Origin of the sequence: Stenotrophomonas koreensis, assembly GCF_001431525.1 — a bacterium.
Lineage (GTDB): Bacteria > Pseudomonadota > Gammaproteobacteria > Xanthomonadales > Xanthomonadaceae > Stenotrophomonas > Stenotrophomonas koreensis.
The window spans coordinates 1-17,807 of record NZ_LDJH01000014.1; the positions used below are offsets into that span (position 1 = coordinate 1).

Annotated in this window: 15 protein-coding genes and 1 tRNA gene; 12 read left to right on the top strand and 4 right to left on the bottom strand. The window is 66.7% G+C overall.

Annotated elements, in window-relative coordinates; genetic code table 11:
• Nucleotides 1-129: 129 nt before the first annotated feature.
• From ABB25_RS09245 to ABB25_RS09255, 3 genes are read left to right on the top strand one after another with little or no spacing between them, the layout of a single operon-like run.
• Nucleotides 130-879 carry a HupA family protein gene (locus ABB25_RS09245; RefSeq protein WP_057666124.1) on the top strand — a complete coding sequence of 250 codons (750 nt, stop codon included), beginning with the start codon at nt 130-132 and terminating at the stop codon, nt 877-879.
• Between the two features lie 5 nt (nt 880-884).
• Entirely contained in the window at nt 885-3,098 is a 2,214-nt protein-coding gene (locus tag ABB25_RS09250; RefSeq protein ID WP_057666126.1) for a CHASE2 domain-containing protein, read from the top strand.
• 35 nt (nt 3,099-3,133) lie between these two features.
• Nucleotides 3,134-3,484, top strand: a complete 351-nt coding sequence (locus ABB25_RS09255) for a DUF3307 domain-containing protein (RefSeq protein ID WP_057666128.1) — start codon at nt 3,134-3,136, stop codon at nt 3,482-3,484.
• A 30-nt stretch (nt 3,485-3,514) separates the two neighbouring features.
• Here ABB25_RS09255 and ABB25_RS09260 read toward each other — a convergent pair whose 3' ends face one another.
• Nucleotides 3,515-5,341 (bottom strand): cyclic nucleotide-binding and patatin-like phospholipase domain-containing protein, encoded by a 1,827-nt coding sequence (locus ABB25_RS09260; protein ID WP_057666129.1) that lies wholly within the window; start codon nt 5,339-5,341, stop codon nt 3,515-3,517.
• A 251-nt stretch (nt 5,342-5,592) separates the two neighbouring features.
• Between ABB25_RS09260 and dusA the strand changes: the two genes are divergently transcribed.
• The 4 genes from dusA to ABB25_RS09275 all read left to right on the top strand — a co-directional run bounded on the left by dusA (nt 5,593) and on the right by ABB25_RS09275 (nt 9,346).
• Nucleotides 5,593-6,591, top strand: a complete 999-nt coding sequence (gene dusA / locus ABB25_RS09265; RefSeq protein ID WP_275452794.1) for a tRNA dihydrouridine(20/20a) synthase DusA — start codon at nt 5,593-5,595, stop codon at nt 6,589-6,591.
• Between the two features lie 216 nt (nt 6,592-6,807).
• On the top strand, nt 6,808-7,140 hold the full coding sequence (locus ABB25_RS14340) for a PepSY domain-containing protein (RefSeq protein WP_425477323.1): 333 nt from the start codon (nt 6,808-6,810) through the stop codon (nt 7,138-7,140).
• A gap of 80 nt (nt 7,141-7,220) precedes the next feature.
• A complete protein-coding gene (locus ABB25_RS09270) occupies nt 7,221-7,904 on the top strand; it encodes a response regulator transcription factor (RefSeq protein ID WP_057666133.1) in 684 nt (227 codons plus the stop codon).
• A gap of 65 nt (nt 7,905-7,969) precedes the next feature.
• On the top strand, nt 7,970-9,346 hold the full coding sequence (locus ABB25_RS09275) for an ATP-binding protein (RefSeq protein WP_182622622.1): 1,377 nt from the start codon (nt 7,970-7,972) through the stop codon (nt 9,344-9,346).
• On the opposite strand, the gene ABB25_RS09280 is transcribed toward ABB25_RS09275, so the two are convergent.
• The gene (locus ABB25_RS09280) at nt 9,324-10,157 is read right to left on the bottom strand and encodes a M90 family metallopeptidase (RefSeq protein ID WP_057666136.1); all 834 of its coding nucleotides are present in this window, start codon (nt 10,155-10,157) and stop codon (nt 9,324-9,326) included. The genes ABB25_RS09275 and ABB25_RS09280 overlap by 23 nt on opposite strands.
• A complete protein-coding gene (locus tag ABB25_RS09285) occupies nt 10,124-10,423 on the bottom strand; it encodes a hypothetical protein (protein WP_057666138.1) in 300 nt (99 codons plus the stop codon). The genes ABB25_RS09280 and ABB25_RS09285 overlap by 34 nt, the downstream gene beginning before the upstream one ends.
• 125 nt (nt 10,424-10,548) lie before the next feature.
• Here ABB25_RS09285 and ABB25_RS09290 point away from each other — a divergent pair, with 125 nt between their 5' ends.
• The 5 genes from ABB25_RS09290 (at nt 10,549) to ABB25_RS09310 (ending at nt 16,538) form a co-directional block, all read left to right on the top strand.
• Nucleotides 10,549-11,517, top strand: a complete 969-nt coding sequence (locus tag ABB25_RS09290; protein WP_057666139.1) for a biotin--[acetyl-CoA-carboxylase] ligase — start codon at nt 10,549-10,551, stop codon at nt 11,515-11,517.
• Nucleotides 11,514-12,251 (top strand): type III pantothenate kinase, encoded by a 738-nt coding sequence (locus ABB25_RS09295; RefSeq protein WP_057666141.1) that lies wholly within the window; start codon nt 11,514-11,516, stop codon nt 12,249-12,251. Before ABB25_RS09290 ends, ABB25_RS09295 begins: the two co-directional genes overlap by 4 nt.
• Nucleotides 12,252-12,260: 9 nt before the next feature.
• Nucleotides 12,261-13,031 (top strand): SPOR domain-containing protein, encoded by a 771-nt coding sequence (locus ABB25_RS09300; protein WP_057666143.1) that lies wholly within the window; start codon nt 12,261-12,263, stop codon nt 13,029-13,031.
• A gap of 12 nt (nt 13,032-13,043) precedes the next feature.
• Nucleotides 13,044-13,119 (top strand) — tRNA-Thr (locus tag ABB25_RS09305).
• Between the two features lie 557 nt (nt 13,120-13,676).
• Nucleotides 13,677-16,538, top strand: coding sequence for a bifunctional diguanylate cyclase/phosphodiesterase (locus tag ABB25_RS09310; RefSeq protein ID WP_160319427.1), 2,862 nt, complete (start codon nt 13,677-13,679; stop codon nt 16,536-16,538).
• A gap of 72 nt (nt 16,539-16,610) precedes the next feature.
• Here the strand turns inward: ABB25_RS09310 and ABB25_RS09315 are convergent, their stop codons facing one another.
• Complete coding sequence (locus tag ABB25_RS09315; protein ID WP_083488224.1) at nt 16,611-17,801, bottom strand: ArsO family NAD(P)H-dependent flavin-containing monooxygenase; 1,191 nt, start codon at nt 17,799-17,801, stop codon at nt 16,611-16,613.
• Between the last annotated feature and the right edge of the window lie 6 nt (nt 17,802-17,807).

Here is a 17,807-nt window from a genome sequence, read left to right on the forward strand (position 1 = left end):
GCACCTGCACCTGCACCTGCCCCGGCACCTGCCCCGGCACCTGCACCAGCACCAGCACCAGCACCAGCACCAGCACCAGCACCAGCACCAGCACCGGCACCGGCACCCGCCCCCGCACCCGCACCGACATTGACGGGCAGCTACAGCGGCTTTGCCAGCGTGACCCGCAGTGATGGCAGTGCCGGTATGTCGGGCACGGCCGAGCTGGTGTTCGATGCCGCTGCCGGCACGCTCGGTGCACGGATCAGCCCGATGCAATGGGAGGGGGCCAGCTGGGAGCTGGCCGCGGCGGACAGCTACTACACCGCCGATGACGACCTGGGTGGCAGCAATATCAGCAACGACCCGGCCAACCCGAACAGTCTGCAAGGCGCTGCCGACCCCAGCGTATTGTGTGATTGCGATTACTTGAGCTGGGGCAGCTGGAATGCCAGCATCGATGCCAACGGCACCACCTACGGACCCGATGCCGGCTACTGGGTGGTTGGCCAGCTCAGTGCGGCGGCAGACCTGCCGTTGTCGGGGGTAGCCAGCTACAGCGGCCAGGCGATCGGCACCGTGAATGACGGCGAGGCCGTTCTCAGCGGCGTCACCGGCAGTTTCACCGCGAGCGTGGATTTCGGCACCGGCCTGGGCAGCCTGCAGATTGATGGTTTTGCCGGGCGCAGCTTTGGCGACAGCAACCTGGATATCAACAGCGGCGGCATGTTTGATTGGGGCTTTACCGGCCAGCTCAGTGACAGCGCAGGGCTCACCGGCCAGTACAACGCCGCCTTTGCCACCGATGGTGTGGACCCGGCCGCCGCGATGATCGGCACCTTCAGTGCCGAGGATGGCGCGTGGTCGGCCAGCGGCGTGTTCGGTGGCACCCGGCCCTGATGCCAATGTCCCGTAGACGCCCATTCAAGGGCCGGCTCAAGGGCTGGCGGCAGTTCCTGCTCGTTGGGCTGCTGCTGTTGCTGCTGGCGTTGGCCGCCGATGTGGTGTTCCGTGAGGGCATGCAGCGGCTGTCGACCCAGCTCCACGATGCCTGGCAGCGCGCCCAGCCGCGTGCCGCCACGCTGGAGCCCGGGGTGGCGGTGGTGGACATCGATGAGGCCTCGCTGGCCCGGTTGGGGCAGTGGCCCTGGCCGCGTGACCGCCTCGGGCAGATGGTCGATGCGATCGGCCGGCACGGGGCGGCGGTGATTGCCTTTGACATGGCCTTCAATGAGCCTGACCGCACCTCGGTGCTGGCCCAGGCACCGCGTCTGCGCCAGCGCGGCATCGTGATTGCCCCGGACATCCCGGCCCAGCAGCTGGACAATGACCTGGCCTTTGCCGCCGCCATCGCCCGCAACCCGGTCGTGATGGGGGTGGCGCTGAGCAACCAGACCGGGCATGCGCTGGCCGCGCCGGTCGCCGGCATTGCCCATGCCGGCTCGGATCCGCGCCAGTATCTGCCGGACTACCGTGGCGGGCTGGGCAACCTGCCGGTACTGAGCGAGGCGGCCAGTGGCATCGGCAGCTTTTCCTTCCCACCGGCAGCGGACAACGTCATCCGCCAGATGCCGCTGGTGGCCAACGCCGGCAACGCGCTGTACCCCGGCCTGGCAGTGGAGGCGTTGCGGGTCGCCCAGGGCGTGCCCGGGCTGCAGCTGCGCAGCAGTGATGCCAGTGGCGAACATGCCGGCGGCGCGCCGGGATTACTGCAGTTGCGGGTAGGCATGCTGGACATCCCCAGCCAGGCCGATGGCAGCATGCGCATCCATTACTCGGGCATGCCGCACATGCCGGTGATTCCGGCCTGGCAGTTGCTTGAGTCCACACCCTCGCCCCTGCTGGGCCAGCTCGAAGGCAGAGTTGTGCTGGTAGGTACCTCGGCCATTGGCCTGCGCGACATCGTGGCCACACCGCTGGCCGCGGCGGTGCCTGGGGTACAGGTGCATGCCGAGCTGGTGGACCAGGCCTTCAATGGCCAGTACCTGCTGCGTCCGGACTGGGCGCGCGGTGCCGAAGTGGTCGTGGCCTTCGTGCTCGGCCTGCTGTTGCTGCTGGCCATGCTGCCAGGGCGTGCCTTGCCGGCCAGCCTGGCCCTGCTGGTGCTGCTGGCCGCGGTGGTGGGGGCCAGCTGGTGGGGTTACAGCCAGCGCCAGTGGCTGCTGGATCCGCTGCCGGCGGTGCTCAGCCTGCTGCTGCTGTTCACCGGCATGATGCCACTGCTGCTGTTTGCCGGTAACCGCGAAAAACGCCAGGTGCGCGAGGCCTTCGGGCGTTACCTGTCACCGACGCTGGTGCAGCGCCTGGCCGAGGATCCGGACGCCCTGCGCCTGGGCGGTGAAAGCCGCGACATCAGTGTGCTGTTTTCCGACATCCGCGGCTTTACCGGCCTGTCCGAGTCACTGGCACCGGATGCGCTGACCGCCCTGCTCAACCGTTTCCTGACCCCGATGACCGAGGTCCTGCTGGCCCACGAGGCCACCATCGACAAGTACATCGGCGATGCGATCATGGCCTTCTGGAACGCACCGCTGGATATCGACCAGCATCCGCGCAAGGCTTGCCTGGCCGCATTGGGCATGGTCGAGGCGGTCGCGGCGCTCAATGCGCAGCGTGGCAGCAGCCTGCAGATCGGCATCGGCATCCACAGCGGGCTGGCCTGTGTCGGCAACCTGGGCTCGCTGCAGCGCTTTTCCTATTCGGCCATCGGCGATACGGTCAACCTGGCCGCGCGGGTGGAAGGGCTGACCAAGCAGTACGCGGTGACGGTGCTGGTGACCGATGCGGTGCGCGCGCAGGTACAGGACCTGGCGCTGCTTGAACTGGACCGGGTGCAGGTGGTCGGGCGCAGCGAAGCGGTCGGCCTGCATGCCCTGCTCGGTGATGCGCAGATGGCCACCTCGGCAGCGTTCATTGCCTACTGCCAACAACACCAGCAGATGATCGGGCTGTACCAGCAGGGCAGGTTCGTGCAGGCCAGCAAGGCGCTGGAATCACTGATGGCCAAACCCTGGCCCGGGGTGGGCGGTTTTTATACCGTGTTGAGCCAGCGTCTGCTAGAACTGCAGCAACTGCCGCCGGGTCAGTGGCAGGGTGTCCATGTGGCCAGCAGCAAGTAAGGCCGCCTGCATTTCTCATTATCGCTGGGACCGAGATGGACTTTTACGCACTGGTGGGCATGTTTGCATTGCTGGTGGCCGCGCACGCGCTGGCGGATTATCCGTTGCAGGGCGAGTTCCTGGCGCGGGCGAAGAACCGTTTTCAATCACTGCCCGGTGTGCCCTGGTACCAGGCCATGGGCGCGCATGCGGCCATCCACGGCGGCATGGTTGGCTTGATCACCGGCAGTGTGCTGCTCGGGCTGCTGGAAGCACTGCTGCACTTCGCCATCGATGACGCCAAGTGCGCGCGACGGATCGGCTTCAACACCGACCAGGCCCTGCATGTGGCCTGCAAGCTGGTGTGGGTCGTGCTGCTGGGCAGCGGGCTGACCGGCGGCTGGTGAGTCCGCCGCCGGGTGTTGCTGGCCAGCGGCTCAGCGCTGGCCGCGGCGCCAGGCCTGCAGGCCGTCCAGGCCGCCCTGCTGTTCCAGCCAGCGGCAGGTGTATTCATAGCCGGCCTGCTCCTGGGCCGTGCCCATTTTCCAGGCCGTCAGGGCCATGCCGGGCACGGTGGGCGGTTCGATCAGCAGATCACCACTGTGGCGGCTGGCAACCAGGGTGCTGTTGGAGGAGATCTGCATCGAGCGGGCGACGGTCTGGCCAATCCGCGGGAAGTCGGCATGGCCCTTGCCACCGGTGATCAGTTGCCAGAGCTGGCGCAGCCGTGACGGCAGTTGGGCATACGCTGCCTTGACCTCCCAGCGCTCGCCGGGTGAAAGCATGAACACCAGGTTCGGGCCGGGTTTGATGCCGTGCATGACCGAGGTCGGGACGTTGTCGATCAGCCCGCCATCGACCAGCACCTCGCCACGCGGGTTGATCCATGGCGGCAGTGCCACGGGGATGGACGCCGACATCCGCATCGCTTCCCAGCACGGCCCCTGGCGCAGGATTTCGCGCTGGTTGGTGCTCAGGTTGGCGGCCACCACATAGCAGTTCAGTGACAGGTCCTCCAGCTGCAGCGTGCCGTAGCGTTCCCTCAGGCTGTTGTCCACGTGGCGGTGGTCAACCAAGCCGTAGACCGGCGGGGTATAGCGGCCGAACGCCTTGCGCTGCAGGAAGAAGTAGTTGTAGGCCTCCATCATCGCGCGCGGGTCCTCACCGGCGGCGCAGGCCATCGCCACGGTCGAGCCGATCGAGGTCCCGCCGACGATGTCCAGCTCCAGCCCGGCATCGAACAGGGCGCGCAGCGCACCGATATGGCCGGCTCCGAGTGCGCCACCACCGCCGAACACCGCTCCCAGTGCGCGTCCGCTGAGCAGGCGTGCCACCCGTGCGAAATGTTTCCGGTTGCCCAGCACCACGTGGTGGTGCAGGTGGGCCGGGCGCAATGCCAGCCAGCGGGCGGTCCCGGCAACCGGCTGCTGCTCGTTCTCACGCCAGAGCAGCAGGCCGATGTGGCGCGGCCGGAAGCGGCCGATCATCTCTGCCTCCAGCCCGGCCAGGGGCACCGGTTGCGCAGGCTCGCTGGCCTGCTGCAAGCAGCCGCACAGCAACAGCTGGTCGCAATGGCGCAGCGCGGCGTGATCCCATTCCAGGTGGCCCTGACCGGTGACCACCAGCAGCCGGCCGCTCTGGCGCTCCTGCTGGGCAATCCAGTCAGAAAATACCGGGGTGTCGGCCGGGTCGAGCCCGCTGGGCAGGTCCGCGCCGCTGATGATCCGGCAGGCGCCGTCCTCCTGCGTCAGGGCCTGGGCCAGGGCGTGGATCAATCCTTCCGGAATGGCCACCTCGCCGGCCTGGCACAGACCAATCGTGTTCGGAACCCGTGGCGGCAACGGCGGTGCGCCTGCGGTGGCGTTGGCCAGGCGACGGCCGAAAGTACGCAGTATCGCTTCCACCAGCGCCGGCTGCAGCGCACTGACCTGCCTGAACTGTTCACGCCCCAGTCGCAGCAATTGGCTGTCGCGGCTGGCCACCACATCGGCGGTGCGCCGGGTATCGGCGAAGAAGGCAATCTCGCCGACCGGCTCGCCACTGCCGATCTCGGCCACCAGCAGGTGACCATCACGCAGCACATCCAGGCGGCCGCGCAGCACGTAGTACAGGCAGTCAGCCTCATCGCCCTGGCGTACCAGGAATTCGCCCTTGCGCACGCTCAGTAGCTGCATTTTTTCAAGCAGCAAGGCCCGTTCGGAAGGCGGCAGATCAGCAAACAGCGGCATTGAGGCCAGTGGGTCGGTGTGGCTGTCGCTGTGCATGCAGTTGTTGCCTATCAAAAGAGGGGCGCAGGTCCGCGCGCGGCTGCTGCCAGTCACGGGGTGGGGCTGGCCGTGAGGTTAATCACAAAAAACCGATTGTGTTCCAGTCCTTGCCGGCTCTCAAGCCGGGCGATGCACGCCGCTGGCGGGCCGGGGTTAAAAGCGCATCGTTTATCCTGTGCGGCTTGAATTTTGTCCCCACACCGCGGCTTTGCTGATACCACGGTGCATGATCGCTGCAGGAAACGACCTTGGATATCCCTAGCACCGCTTACACCGATTCGCTGCGCCTGTCCGTGGCGCCGATGATGGACTGGACCGATCGCCACTGCCGGTTCTTTCACCGTCTGCTGGCGCCGGGCGCGCGCCTGTATACCGAGATGGTGCATGCCAACGCGGTGATCCACGGCGATCGCGAGCGGCTGCTCGGTTTTGACCCGGTCGAGCAGCCGCTGGCGCTGCAGCTGGGGGGCAGTGATCCGGCGTTGCTGGCCCAGGCCGCACGCATCGCCGCCGACTGGGGCTATGACGAGATCAACCTCAACTGCGGCTGTCCCTCCGACCGCGTGCAGGCCGGACGCTTTGGCGCCTGCCTGATGCGCGAGCCGGCGCTGGTGGCCGAGTGTGTGGTGGCGATGGCTGCGGCAGTGGCGGTCCCGGTGACGGTCAAATGCCGCCTCGGGGTGGACGAGGACGATGATTACGAACAATTCGCCGCCTTCGTCGACATGCAGGTGGCCGCCGGCAGCGCGATGGTCGTGGTACACGCGCGCAATGCCTGGCTGAAGGGACTGTCGCCGAAGGAAAACCGTGAAATCCCGCCGCTGAAGTACGACTGGGCCTACCGCCTGAAGGCCGAACGTCCGCGGCTGCCGGTGGTGCTCAACGGTGGCATCGCCACGGTCGAGGCCGCACAGGCGCACCGTCAACACCTGGACGGGGTGATGCTGGGCCGCGCGGCCTACCACGATCCCTATGTGCTGCACCTGCTGGAGTGTGCGCAGACCGGCGCCCCGGCGCGCAGCCGGACCGAATTGCTGCTGCAGATGCAGCCCTATGTGGAGCAGTGGCTCGACCGTGGGCTGGCGCTGAAACACATCAGCCGCCATCTGCTCGGCCTGTATGCCGGCCAGCCCGGTGGGCGCGCCTTCCGCCAGGTGCTCAGTGAAGGGGCCCACCGGCCGGGGGCCGGCTGGGAGCTGGTGCAGGCGGCGATTGCGGTGACCGGCGAGGGGCGTGATCCGGGCTGACCTCTCGTTGTTCAGGTTTCTTGCAACCGTATTCAGTTTCTCCTGCTACAGTGTTCATTGAACTGAACCGGCTGCTGGGCAGGGGCCGAAAAGTTCAGATCGGATTCACTGCATCACGCCAAGAATCGAACAGGATCTCTCCCGGAACGACCTGCGGATACAACGGTTTTCTCGGCGGTTTTGAACGATTTTCCGTAGTTCGCTAGGATTTCGACCATGTGCTTGGGCTTCACTCATCGACCGTTGACCATCATCGCCTTGGGGGCGGCTCTGTCCTTCTCCAGCGTGGCCTGGGCCCAGGAGATGCCGCGGCCTGCGGAAGACCGCGGTACCCGCGGCAGCCATGATCGCTCCCTGTCCGATGCCGTCCGTCATGTGCAACGCACTACCGGTGGACGTATCTTGGGTGCGGAACGGGTTCCATACGATGGTCGTGATATCAATCGCGTCAAATACATGGATGACCGCGGGCGCGTGCGTTACATGGATGCGCCGGTGAATAATCCACGTGTAGATCCCGCTTCGGTTCCGCGACACGGCAATCACTGATGATTGCGCACAGTGGTGCGGGAACGACAGGCCACCATCTGCCGGAATCACCTTCCGGCCCACAGTTCTAGGGAGAGTTCATGCGTATCCTTCTGGTCGAAGACGAGGCCCCGCTGCGGGAAACCCTGGCCGCACGCCTGAAGCGTGAAGGCTTTGCGGTCGATGCCGCGCAGGATGGCGAAGAAGGCCTGTACATGGGCCGCGAAGTGCCCTTTGACGTCGGCATCATTGACCTCGGCCTGCCCAAGATGTCGGGCATGGAGCTGATCAAGGCCCTGCGTGACGAGGGCAAGAAGTTCCCGATCCTGATCCTGACCGCGCGTTCCAGCTGGCAGGACAAGGTCGAGGGCCTGAAGCAGGGTGCCGACGATTACCTGGTCAAGCCGTTCCACGTCGAAGAGCTGCTCGCACGTGTCAATGCACTGCTGCGGCGTGCTGCGGGCTGGTCCAAGCCGACCCTGGAATGTGGCCCGGTGGCACTGGATCTGGCCGCACAGACGGTCAGCGTCAATGGCAGCAATGTCGACCTGACCAGCTACGAGTACAAGGTGCTGGAATACCTGATGATGCATGCCGGTGAGCTGGTCTCCAAGGCCGACCTGACCGAGCACATCTACCAGCAGGATTTCGACCGCGACTCCAACGTGCTGGAAGTGTTCATCGGCCGGCTGCGCAAGAAGCTCGATGCCGACGGTGAACTCAAGCCGATCGAGACCGTCCGCGGTCGTGGGTACCGTTTCGCGATTCCGCGCAACGAGGGTTGATTGCCTGAGGAGGCAGCCGCGTGGCGGGCAAGGTTGGATTGTTTGACCGCTGGCGGCTGCGCTCCCTGCAGGCGCGGCAGATGCTGGCCGCAGCGGCCGGCCTGGTGGCCTTTCTGGCCCTGGCCGGCTATGCGTTGAATGCGGCCTTCGCCGACACCGCGCGCAACAACCTGCGTGAGCGGCTGAAAAACTACGCCACGTCCTATGCGGCCGGGATCGACTTCACCCGTGACCGCTCGCTGTATATCCGTGAGCAGCCACCGGATCCGCGTTTTGACGTGCCCGGCAGTGGCCTGTACCTGGAAGTGGTGATGCCCGAAGGGCAGGGCAATTCGATGTCGGCCGAGGGGCCGCTGCTGCCGGACAACCAAGGGCGGCTGCTGGCACCGCGCCAGGAAGTATTCGAAGGCCCGCTGGACATGACCCAGATCGATGGCAGCGAAGGCCAGGTCTACCGTTATGGCCTGGGCCTGGTCTGGGGCGGCGATGGTGATCCGGCCAGCGAATTTCCCTACACCATCTATGTGATGGAAGACTCGCGTGCGCTCGGCGCCCAGCTGCGGCTGTTCCGTGGCGCGCTGTGGTTCTACCTCGGCGGTGCCGGCATCATCCTGCTGCTGCTGCAGACCCTGGTATTGCGCTGGAGCCTGCGCCCGCTGCGGCATGTGATCAACGAATTGACCCATGTCCAGCGCGGTGAGTCGGAGCGGATGAGCGAGCACCACCCGCGCGAGCTGGAACCGCTGACCGACAGCATCAATGCGCTGATCGACAGCGAGCGCTCCCATCTGGAGCGCCAGCGCAACACCCTGGCCGACCTGGCGCACAGCCTGAAGACCCCGCTGGCGGTACTGCGTACCGAACTGGACAGCGGTGAAAGCGAGGCGACCCTGCGCCAGGAGCTGGATACCCAGCTCAAGCGGATGGGTAACCTGGTCTCCTACCAGCTGGCGCGTGCGGCCTCCGGTGGCCACAAGCTGTTCTCGGCGGCGATCCCGCTGGAGTCCACGGCCGAAGAGATCGTCAGCGGGCTGGAGAAGGTCTACGCCGCCAAGCGCGTATTGTGCGAATTCGAGATCGACGAGAAGGCCTGTTTCCACGGCGAGGCCGGTGACCTGCAGGAGCTGCTCGGCAACCTGTTGGAAAATGCCTTCAAGTGGGCCCGTTCGCGGGTGCTGCTGACCGCAAAGCCACACCTGGACGGCAACCGCCGCAGCGGCCTGCTGCTGGTGGTTGAAGATGATGGCCCGGGGATTGCGCCCGATGACATCGCCAAGGTGCTGCAGCGTGGCGTGCGCGGTGATGAGCGGGTTCAGGGTCACGGCATTGGCCTGTCGATCGTGCAGGACCTGATCAAGGACTACCGTGGCGAGCTGCAGGTCGGCCGTAGCGAGGAGCTGGGCGGGGCCCGTTTCGAAGTCAGGTTGCCGCCGGGCCTGTAAGCATCGCTGCTTCCGCCGTCATGGTTACCGGCTGCATCGGCGAGCGGCCGTAGTAGCGTTCAAGATGCCCGGCCACCAGTGGCATGGCCTGCGCCAGCTGCTGTGGCGCGGAGAAGTGGTACTCGCTGAGCACGGCAAAGAACTCTTCCGGTGCTTCGGCGGCATACGGGTCGATGCTGGTCTCGATGCCCGCATCGACCTGGGCGCAGAAAGCATCGTAGGCGGCCTGAAAGTCTGCCGCCCATTGCCGCTGCCAGGTTCGGTCCAGTGGCGGGGTGCCATCCAGGACGCCGTCGAGGGCGTCGATCTTGTGCGCCATTTCATGCACGACCACACAGAAGCCGGCATCGGGTTGCTCCAGGTCGGCAAGCACATCGGCCCAGGACAGGATCAACGGGCCGTCCTGCCAGGCTTCGCCGATGATTTCATCGTCCCACTGGTGCAGCACGCCGCTGGCATCCAGATGGCTGCGCTGGACCCGGAACGCTTCCGGGTAGACCAACAACTGGGACCAGCCCTGCAGCCCGGCCTTGTCCAGCCGGGCCAATGGCAGGCAGCACAGCGCTGCCAGCAATGCGCGATCGCCCTGGCCCAGTTCCAGCCCGGCCAACGGGGTGATCGTCTTTCGCTTCAGGAACCAGGCGGCCAAACCGCGCAGCTGGCTGGCGCGCGCCGGGGGCAGCCCTGCAATCAGCACACTGCGTTGGCAGACCTGCTGCCAGAGGGCGTCATCCAGCGTGGCAGGGGCTGGCCGCAGCCAGCGCAACAAGCGGTGGATCAGCGGAACATTCCCGGAAGGAAGCTGTGCCATCGTGGCGCCCGCATGCGCTGCATCAGGTCATCTTCACTGCCGCCGCCGCCGCCGCCGCCCTCACTGCCAGGCCTTGCCGCGCTGCTGCGCGGGGAGGGCACCGGGACCGGTTCGCTGCGCGGGTTGCGGGCGCGCGCGCCAACACCGGCAGCTGCGCTGTCGGTATACACGCAGGCACCGCGCTGGGACAGGTTGAAGGCATCATCTGCCCACACCACCGAACTGGGGGCCAACAAGAGGATCAGGCAATGGGCAAAGCGGCGCATCGTCACATCCAGTGGTCGAGGGAGGACCAGTGCGGTCGATTCTAGCGTGCTTTGTGCTGTCAAGTGGGGGAGGCTGGGGTGGCCAATGGCACGATGGCGCATAATCAGCCGTTTCTGGCCGAGGTATGGGTGTGGACGATCAACGGTTGCTGGCGCTTCTGGCTGCCGCTCCGATGCCCTTGAGCCAGCTTGCCCGGGCGCTGGCGGTGCCGCCCGGGCAGCTTGCAGGCCAGCTGCAGGCGCTGGTGCAGGCCGGGGTTGCCCTGCAGCAGCAGGGCGATTGCTGGCAGTTGCGGCAACCGCCTGACCTGCACCAGAGAGACCGTATCGAGCAGCTGCTTGCCCCTGCCACCCTGCCGTTGCTGGGCGGGCTGGAGGTGCTCTGGGAGGTGGACTCGACCAACAGCGAGCTGCTCCGGCGGCCGTTGCCGCAGGCCGGGGTCAGCGTACTGCTGGCCGAGCGGCAAACGGCCGGTCGTGGCCGGCGCGGACGCCACTGGGTGTCACCGCTGGCGCAGCATGTGTACCTGTCGCTGGCCTGTCGCTTCCAGGGCGGGATTGCGGCGATGGCGGGCCTGAGTCTGGCCGTGGGGGTGCTGGTGGCCGAGGCCTTGCGTGGCCATGGGTTGACCGGGGTGGGGCTGAAATGGCCCAACGATCTGCTGCTTGGCGGTCGCAAGCTGGGCGGCATCCTGCTCGAATCCCGCGGTAGTGCGCAGGACCCGGCGCTGGCGGTGATCGGCATCGGCCTGAACGTGCACAATGCTGCCGCCGCTGCGGGCGCGATTGACCAGCCCTGGACCAGTATCGATCAGCACCTTCCCGGGCTGGCGCAGCGCGATGGCGTGGTTGCTGCGGTGCTGAATGGGCTGCTTCCGGGCCTGGTCGCGTTCGAGCGCGAGGGCCTGGCGCCCTTCCTGACGCGGTATGCGGCGCTGGATGTGCTGGCCGGACAACCGGTCTGGATCCACCAGGATGGGCAGCGTCAGCCGGCCACCGCGCTGGGTTTGGCGGCCGATGGCGGGTTGCGTGTGCTTGATCAACATGGGCAGCGTTGCCTGCATGCCGGCGATGTCAGTGTGAGGAAACAATGAGCCAGTGGCTGTTTGACCTGGGAAATACCCGCTTGAAGTATGCCCCGCTGCAGCAGGCGGCAGCCGGGCCGGTGGCGGTCTGGGCCCACCAGGACCAGCAGCGGCCGCTGCCGGACCCGGAGCAGTTGCCCGGTGGTGAGGTGGCCTGGCTGGCCAGCGTGGCCGATATGGCCCTGCGCGAGCAGCTGCGTGAGCGCCTGCTGCAGCGCTTTGACCGGGTCGAGCTGGCGGTCAGTACAGCCGGCTGCGGCCGCCTGCGCAGTGGCTATGCGCAACCGGACAAGCTGGGGGTGGATCGTTACCTCGCGCTGCTGGCCTGTGCCGATACGCCGCGTGATTGCCTGCTGGTCGGGGTCGGCACGGCATTGACGGTGGATCTGCTGGCTGGCGATGGCCAGCACCATGGCGGTTTGATCGCACCGTCGCCGACCTCGATGCGTCAGGCCATTCATGCCAAAGCCCGGCACTTGCCGGTGGAAGGTGGCCATATCGTCGATTTTGCCGACAACACCCTCGATGCCCTGGCCAGCGGCAGCCTCGCTGCGGCGTTGGGCCTGATCCAGCGCAGCCGTGAGCGTGCCAGCGTGCGCCTGGGGCGCATGCCGGAGCTGGTCATCCACGGGGGCGGGGCCGGGCCGCTGCTGCCGTACCTGCTTGATGCGCGTCACGTTCCGACCCTGGTGCTGGACGGTCTGGCGCGCTGGGCGCTGCACCACAGCCGGCCCAGCAGGTAGCATCTAGCCATGTTGATTCGTGCCCTGATTGTTGTGCTGGCCATCTTCAATGCCGGCGTTGCCCTGTGGTGGTGGAGCCAACCGCCGGTGACCGATGCACCGGTGCCGGTGATGAGCCCGCCGGAGGGGGTGGCACTGTTGCAACTGCGCTCCGAGGTCCCGGTGCTGGCTGCCGATGCCGCCGCGCAGGACAACGCCCTGGCCCTGTCGGTGGCAGCCTCTGCGGCGGACAACGCCGCACCGGCCGGTAGCGACACCGGCGCCGGGGCCCTGGCTGGCAGTGCGCAGGGTGAGGCCACGGTCGCCTCTGCGCCCCCGCCGCCGGTATGTGTCAGCCTGGGGGCGTTTGCCGATCGTGCCCAGCTGGATGCTGCGCAACAGCGTGCCGCCGGGATTTTCGCGGTGGCGCGGCCGCGTGAGTCGGCCTCCAGCAGCAGCGGCAGTTACCGGGTGATGCTGCCGCCGGCAGAAAGCCGCGAGGCCGCCCAGGCCACGGTCAGGCGGATCGTCGCGGCCGGAATCAGCGATTACTTCATCATTGGCCAGGGTGAGCTGGCCAATGCGGTGGCACTGGGCCAGTTCCGCAACCGCGACGGTGCCCAGCGCCGCCTGGACCAGCTGCAGGCGGCCGGTTTTGCCGCGCAGATCGTGCCCTCGGCGTCGGCACAGTCACGCTGGTGGCTGGATGCCCGGCTGGCAGCAGGTATCAGTGCCACCCAGGCCCGCCAGCGCAGTGCTGCGCCGCAGGTGCAGTCGCTGGATTGTGCGGTTCTGCGTTAAACTTACGCGCTTGCCGCTTTAGCTCAGTTGGTAGAGCAACTGTCTTGTAAACAGTAGGTCATCCGTTCGATTCGGATAAGCGGCACCATCACTCGCTCCGCTGGCGTCCACAAGCGTCCTGCAGGCACAATCAACCCGCTGATCCAGCGGGTTTTTTGTTGCTGCGCGTGCAGTTGGCTCCAGTGTCATCCAGGTGGAATCGGGGTACAGGTGGGGGTATGGGAGGCAACGTCGGCCGATCTGCAGCAGGAAGTACCCCCACTGGCTCGTAAAACGCTGACTGACAGGGCTGCTCGGAGCGTCAACGGGAAGGAAAAGCCTTGCAGGTTGTCTGCTGGGGGTGGCCGCTGTCTACTACGCTCTTTGGTGTCTGCTCCGGGAGTTGCCCTGCAGGCGGGCGGTGCCGGCCGGTCGTCGTCAGCGGCACCGGCCAAAGGATTCCGGGTATCGGCCGATAAGGTACCCAGACGCCGCAGGCTGGCGTTGGCTGGCGGCTTTCCAGAGGCCTGTCCGGGCAGCTGGGCAGGCAGGCTGTGAATGCAGGTGGCAGGTTTCATGCGTTGGCCAGGGGTTGATCCTGACAATCGGTTGGTCCGGGCCGCGACTGCAAGCCTGGGCCGGATAACACACTCGAGCAAGCCATTGATGATCAAGCGCACTGCACTGTACGTCGGGGGAACCCTGCTGCTGGCCATCGCCGGGGGGGCCGGATTCAACCTGCTACCGGTAGCAGGTGGGCTGTCATGGAACATCGGCAGGTCCGACTACGCGACCATCCACCTGATCCTGGAGATGGTGGCGATCTCCATCTCGGTGATGGTCGTGGCCATTGCCTGGTACGGGCTTGCCCGCCGCCGGATCCGTAGCGCGAACTCACTGGTGGCCTGCTTTGCCGCCGTCTGCGTCGCTGACCTGTGGCATACGGTCTTCTACGAAGGCATGCCGGCCCTGTTCGTGGAGGCCAGCGCCAACCGGGCCATCTACTTCTGGTTTGTCGGGCGCCTGTTCGAGACCCTGGCCCTGCTGCTGCTGGCCCTGGGCACGCGGCTGCGCGGCCACCCGCTGCTGTGGTTGCTGATCGGGCTGGCGGCAGTGACGGCCTTCTCGCTGGTCGGTTTTTTGAACATGGATCAGCTGCCGCCGATGTTCATCCCCGGCGAAGGCGTGACATCGCTGAAGAAGGCGATCGAGTACGGCTTCTTCGGCGCCAACCTTGCCATCGCGAGCGGGCTGCTGCTGCTTTCCGGCCGGGAAGGGGCCGGCGTGATGCGCCTGTTCGCCTGTTCGGCGCTGCTGATGGCGCTGGCCAATTTCGCTTTTGCCAACTACACCATGGTGACGGACCTGGTGAACTTCGCCGGTCACCTGCTCAAGATCGGTGCCTACTGCTTCGTACTGGCCGCTGCCCTGCGCTCCGGCATCGGCGAGCCGTATGCGCAGCTGGCCGCGTCGAAGGAGTCGCTGCGCTCGCGCGAGGAGGCGTTGCGCGGCCTGCTCGAGCAGCTGCCGCTGGACATCGCAAGGCTCGACTCCCAGTGCCGCTACGTCTATGTCAACCAGGCCCACGCACAAACGCTGAGGCATCCGGTCCAGGACCTGGTGGGGCGGCATATTGATGAGGTGATCCCGGAGCGGAACCTGGACCAGGCGCGTGAGCAACTGGCCCTGGCACTGTCCGGACAGGGGAGCGAATACCCGATCGATTTCCTGACCGAATCGGGCCAGCAGCGCTTCCTGCACGCGAAAATCGTGCCGGACATGCTGCAGGGCGGGCAGGCGCACGGCGCGCTGTGCATCTTCGTCGATGTCACCGACACCGAGAACGCGCGTGCACTGGCCAACGAGTCGATGCGCGAAGTGGTGGAGCTCAAGGCCGCGCTCGACGCCCACGCCATCGTCGCGGTGACCGACGCCAAGGGCGTCATCCTGCGTGTCAACGCCAAGTTTTGCGCCATTTCGCAGTACTCGCGCGAGGAGCTGGTCGGGTCCACCCACCGGATCGTCAACTCCGGGCACCACGATCCGCTTTTCTTCCGCCAGATGTGGCAGACGATTTCCCGTGGCCTGGTGTGGAACGGCGAGATCTGCAATCGTGCCCGCGACGGTTCGCTGTACTGGGTGCACACCACGATCGTTCCGCTGATCGGTGCCGATGGCCTGCCCGAGCAATACATCGCCATCCGCGCCGACATCACCCAGCGTGTCCATGCCGAGCAGGAGGCGATGCGGATGGCGCTGCATGACCTGCTGACGGGTCTGCCAAACCGCCGGTTCATGCACGAGCGGCTGGAGCAGGTGCTGGAAAGCTCCGGGCGCGATCCGGGACAGATGGCCTTGATCATCCTGGACCTGGACAATTTCAAGGACGTCAACGACACCCTTGGCCATGCCGCTGGCGATCAGTTGCTCAAGCAGGTCGGCAACCGCTTGCTGCAGGTCGCCGGTGACCGGCACACCGTGGCGCGGATCGGCGGTGACGAGTTCGTGCTGCTGATGCAGGGTCTGGGGACCGATGCAACCGTGGCCTTCGAAGCCGCCGGCCAGATGGCCGAGCGCATCCGCCTCACCCTTGCCGGGCGCTACCTGCTGGCCGGGCAGGACGTGATGGCCACCGCCAGCCTCGGCGTGGTGATGGTCGGGCGCCAGGCCCCCGCCCCCGAGGAGCTGATGAAGCAGGCCGACCTGGCGCTGTACAAATCCAAGGCGATGGGCCGCAACGCGGTCTCGTTCTTCGCGCCTGCCCTGCAGGCCGAGATGGTCGCCCGTGCCGAAATGGTGCGCGACCTGCGCACCGCCTGCGAGCAGGGCCAGTTCGCGCTGCATTACCAGGCCGTGGTGGACCGGGGCCGGGTCATCCGCGGTGTCGAGGCGCTGCTGCGCTGGAACCATCCCGAACGCGGCCGGGTGCCGCCGGGTGTGTTCATCCCGGTGGCCGAATCGCACGGGTTGATCGTCGAGATCGGGCGCTGGGTGCTGGAGGAGGCCTGCCGCCAACTCGCCGTCTGGGCCGAAGACCCGGTCAAGTCGCACTGGTCCATTGCCATCAATGTCAGTGCCCGCCAGCTGTACGAGGCCGATTTCGTTGCCCGGGTGGAGCAGGTGCTGGCGGCCACCGGGGCCAACCCCTCGCACCTGCGGCTGGAGATCACCGAGAGCATGCTGCAGGAGGATCTGGAGCGCACCATCGGCAAGATGGCCAGCCTGCGGCTGAAGGGAGTGCGCTTTTCCCTGGATGATTTCGGCACGGGCTATTCCTCGCTCAGCTACCTCAAGCGCATGCCGATCGACCAGCTGAAGATCGACCGTTCATTCGTCTCCGGGGTGCAGAATGACCGCAATGACGCCGCGATCGTGCGCACGATCCTGTCGCTGGCAGCGAGCCTGGAGGTCGAGGTGGTAGCCGAGGGTGTGGAGGAGGAGGACCAGTTCGCCTACCTCGTCCAGCATGGCTGCCAGTTCTTCCAGGGTTACCTGGTCGCACGGCCGGTGCCTGCCGCGGAGCTGTAGGCCGCGGCGGCTGTCCTTGTACTGATTACCATCGAACCACTCGACCCGCTCGGCCAGCCTGAGGGGCCTGCTTCACGGCTCATCGTTGGCGTCACCGGCCATGCCCGGAGAGGTGGGCAGGGCGGGCGACGATCCCGCCGCCGTGCTGGCTGGATCGATGCCGTCCACCGCAGCCATGCGCGGCTGCAGCCAGGCCTGGACCTGCTGCACCGCCTGGCGGGCGTAGCGGGTGATGCCGACCAGGGTGGCCGAGGCCATGCCGTTCCAGTCGCCATAGCCGAGCAGCCACAGTCCCGGTTCCCTGAGTGCACGCAGCTGGCTGGCATCCAGTTCGACCCGGCCCTGGGCATCGAGTACGCCCAGCGGCGCCAGGTGGCCCAGTGCGGGACGGAAGCCGGTGCACCAGATCAGCGCGTCGAAGGGCTCGTGGTGGCCATCGGCCCAGACCGCGCCATCGGCGGTGAAACGCTCCGGCATCGGCGCGGCCGTGAGCACGCCGCGGCGGCGGGCCTCCTGCACCGGCGGCACCATCACGATGTCGCCAAAGCCACCGGCTGGCACGTTGGGCGGGCGGCCTTCCTGCTGCGCGCGCCAACGCTCGGTGGCACGCTCGAACAGCACCCGGCCATCGACCTCATCGGGCAGGAAGGCCGGTGGCTGCAGGGTCAACCAGCGCGTCTGTGCCACGGTGGAGACCTCGGCCAGGATCTGCGCGCCCGAATTGCCGCCGCCGATGATGGCCACGCGCTGGCCGGCAAACGGTTGCGGGCCGGCATAGTGGGCCGAATGCAGCTGCCTGCCATGGAACAGATCCCGGCCCGGGATGTCGGGAATGAACGGGCTGGACCAGGTGCCGGTGGCACTGAGCACGGCGCGCGCCTGCCACTGCCGGCCATCCTCGGCCACTACCCGGTAGCCGTCGCCGGCACGCTGCACCTGGCTGACCGTGACCGGACGGATCACCGGCAGGCCATAGCGCTGCTCGTACTGGCCCAGGTAGTCGATGACCTCCTCACGCGACGGGTTGCCCTGTGCGGTGGCCGGGATCTGCCAGCCGGGCAGCGAGCTCCAGGCGGCCGGGGAGAACAGCCGCAGCGAGTTCCAGGCATGCGGCCAGGCGCCGCCGGGGATGGGTTCGCGATCCAGGATCACGTAGGACAGGCCGGTGCGGCGCAGGAAAAAGCCCAGCGCCAGGCCGGTCTGGCCGCCGCCGATCACGATCACGTCCAGCCGGGCGGTTGCTTCGTCGTTGCGTGGGTCCATGTCGCT

Coding starts and splice junctions, on each gene's coding strand:
- ABB25_RS09250 (WP_057666126.1), top strand. CDS start 885: ATGTCCCGTAGACGCCCATTCAAGGGCCGGCTCAAGGGCTGGCGGCAG.
- ABB25_RS09255 (WP_057666128.1), top strand. CDS start 3,134: ATGGACTTTTACGCACTGGTGGGCATGTTTGCATTGCTGGTGGCCGCG.
- ABB25_RS09260 (WP_057666129.1), bottom strand. CDS start 5,341: ATGCACAGCGACAGCCACACCGACCCACTGGCCTCAATGCCGCTGTTT.
- ABB25_RS14340 (WP_425477323.1), top strand. CDS start 6,808: ATGTGCTTGGGCTTCACTCATCGACCGTTGACCATCATCGCCTTGGGG.
- ABB25_RS09270 (WP_057666133.1), top strand. CDS start 7,221: ATGCGTATCCTTCTGGTCGAAGACGAGGCCCCGCTGCGGGAAACCCTG.
- ABB25_RS09280 (WP_057666136.1), bottom strand. CDS start 10,157: ATGGCACAGCTTCCTTCCGGGAATGTTCCGCTGATCCACCGCTTGTTG.
- ABB25_RS09285 (WP_057666138.1), bottom strand. CDS start 10,423: ATGCGCCGCTTTGCCCATTGCCTGATCCTCTTGTTGGCCCCCAGTTCG.
- ABB25_RS09290 (WP_057666139.1), top strand. CDS start 10,549: ATGGGTGTGGACGATCAACGGTTGCTGGCGCTTCTGGCTGCCGCTCCG.
- ABB25_RS09295 (WP_057666141.1), top strand. CDS start 11,514: ATGAGCCAGTGGCTGTTTGACCTGGGAAATACCCGCTTGAAGTATGCC.
- ABB25_RS09300 (WP_057666143.1), top strand. CDS start 12,261: ATGTTGATTCGTGCCCTGATTGTTGTGCTGGCCATCTTCAATGCCGGC.
- ABB25_RS09310 (WP_160319427.1), top strand. CDS start 13,677: ATGATCAAGCGCACTGCACTGTACGTCGGGGGAACCCTGCTGCTGGCC.
- ABB25_RS09315 (WP_083488224.1), bottom strand. CDS start 17,801: ATGGACCCACGCAACGACGAAGCAACCGCCCGGCTGGACGTGATCGTG.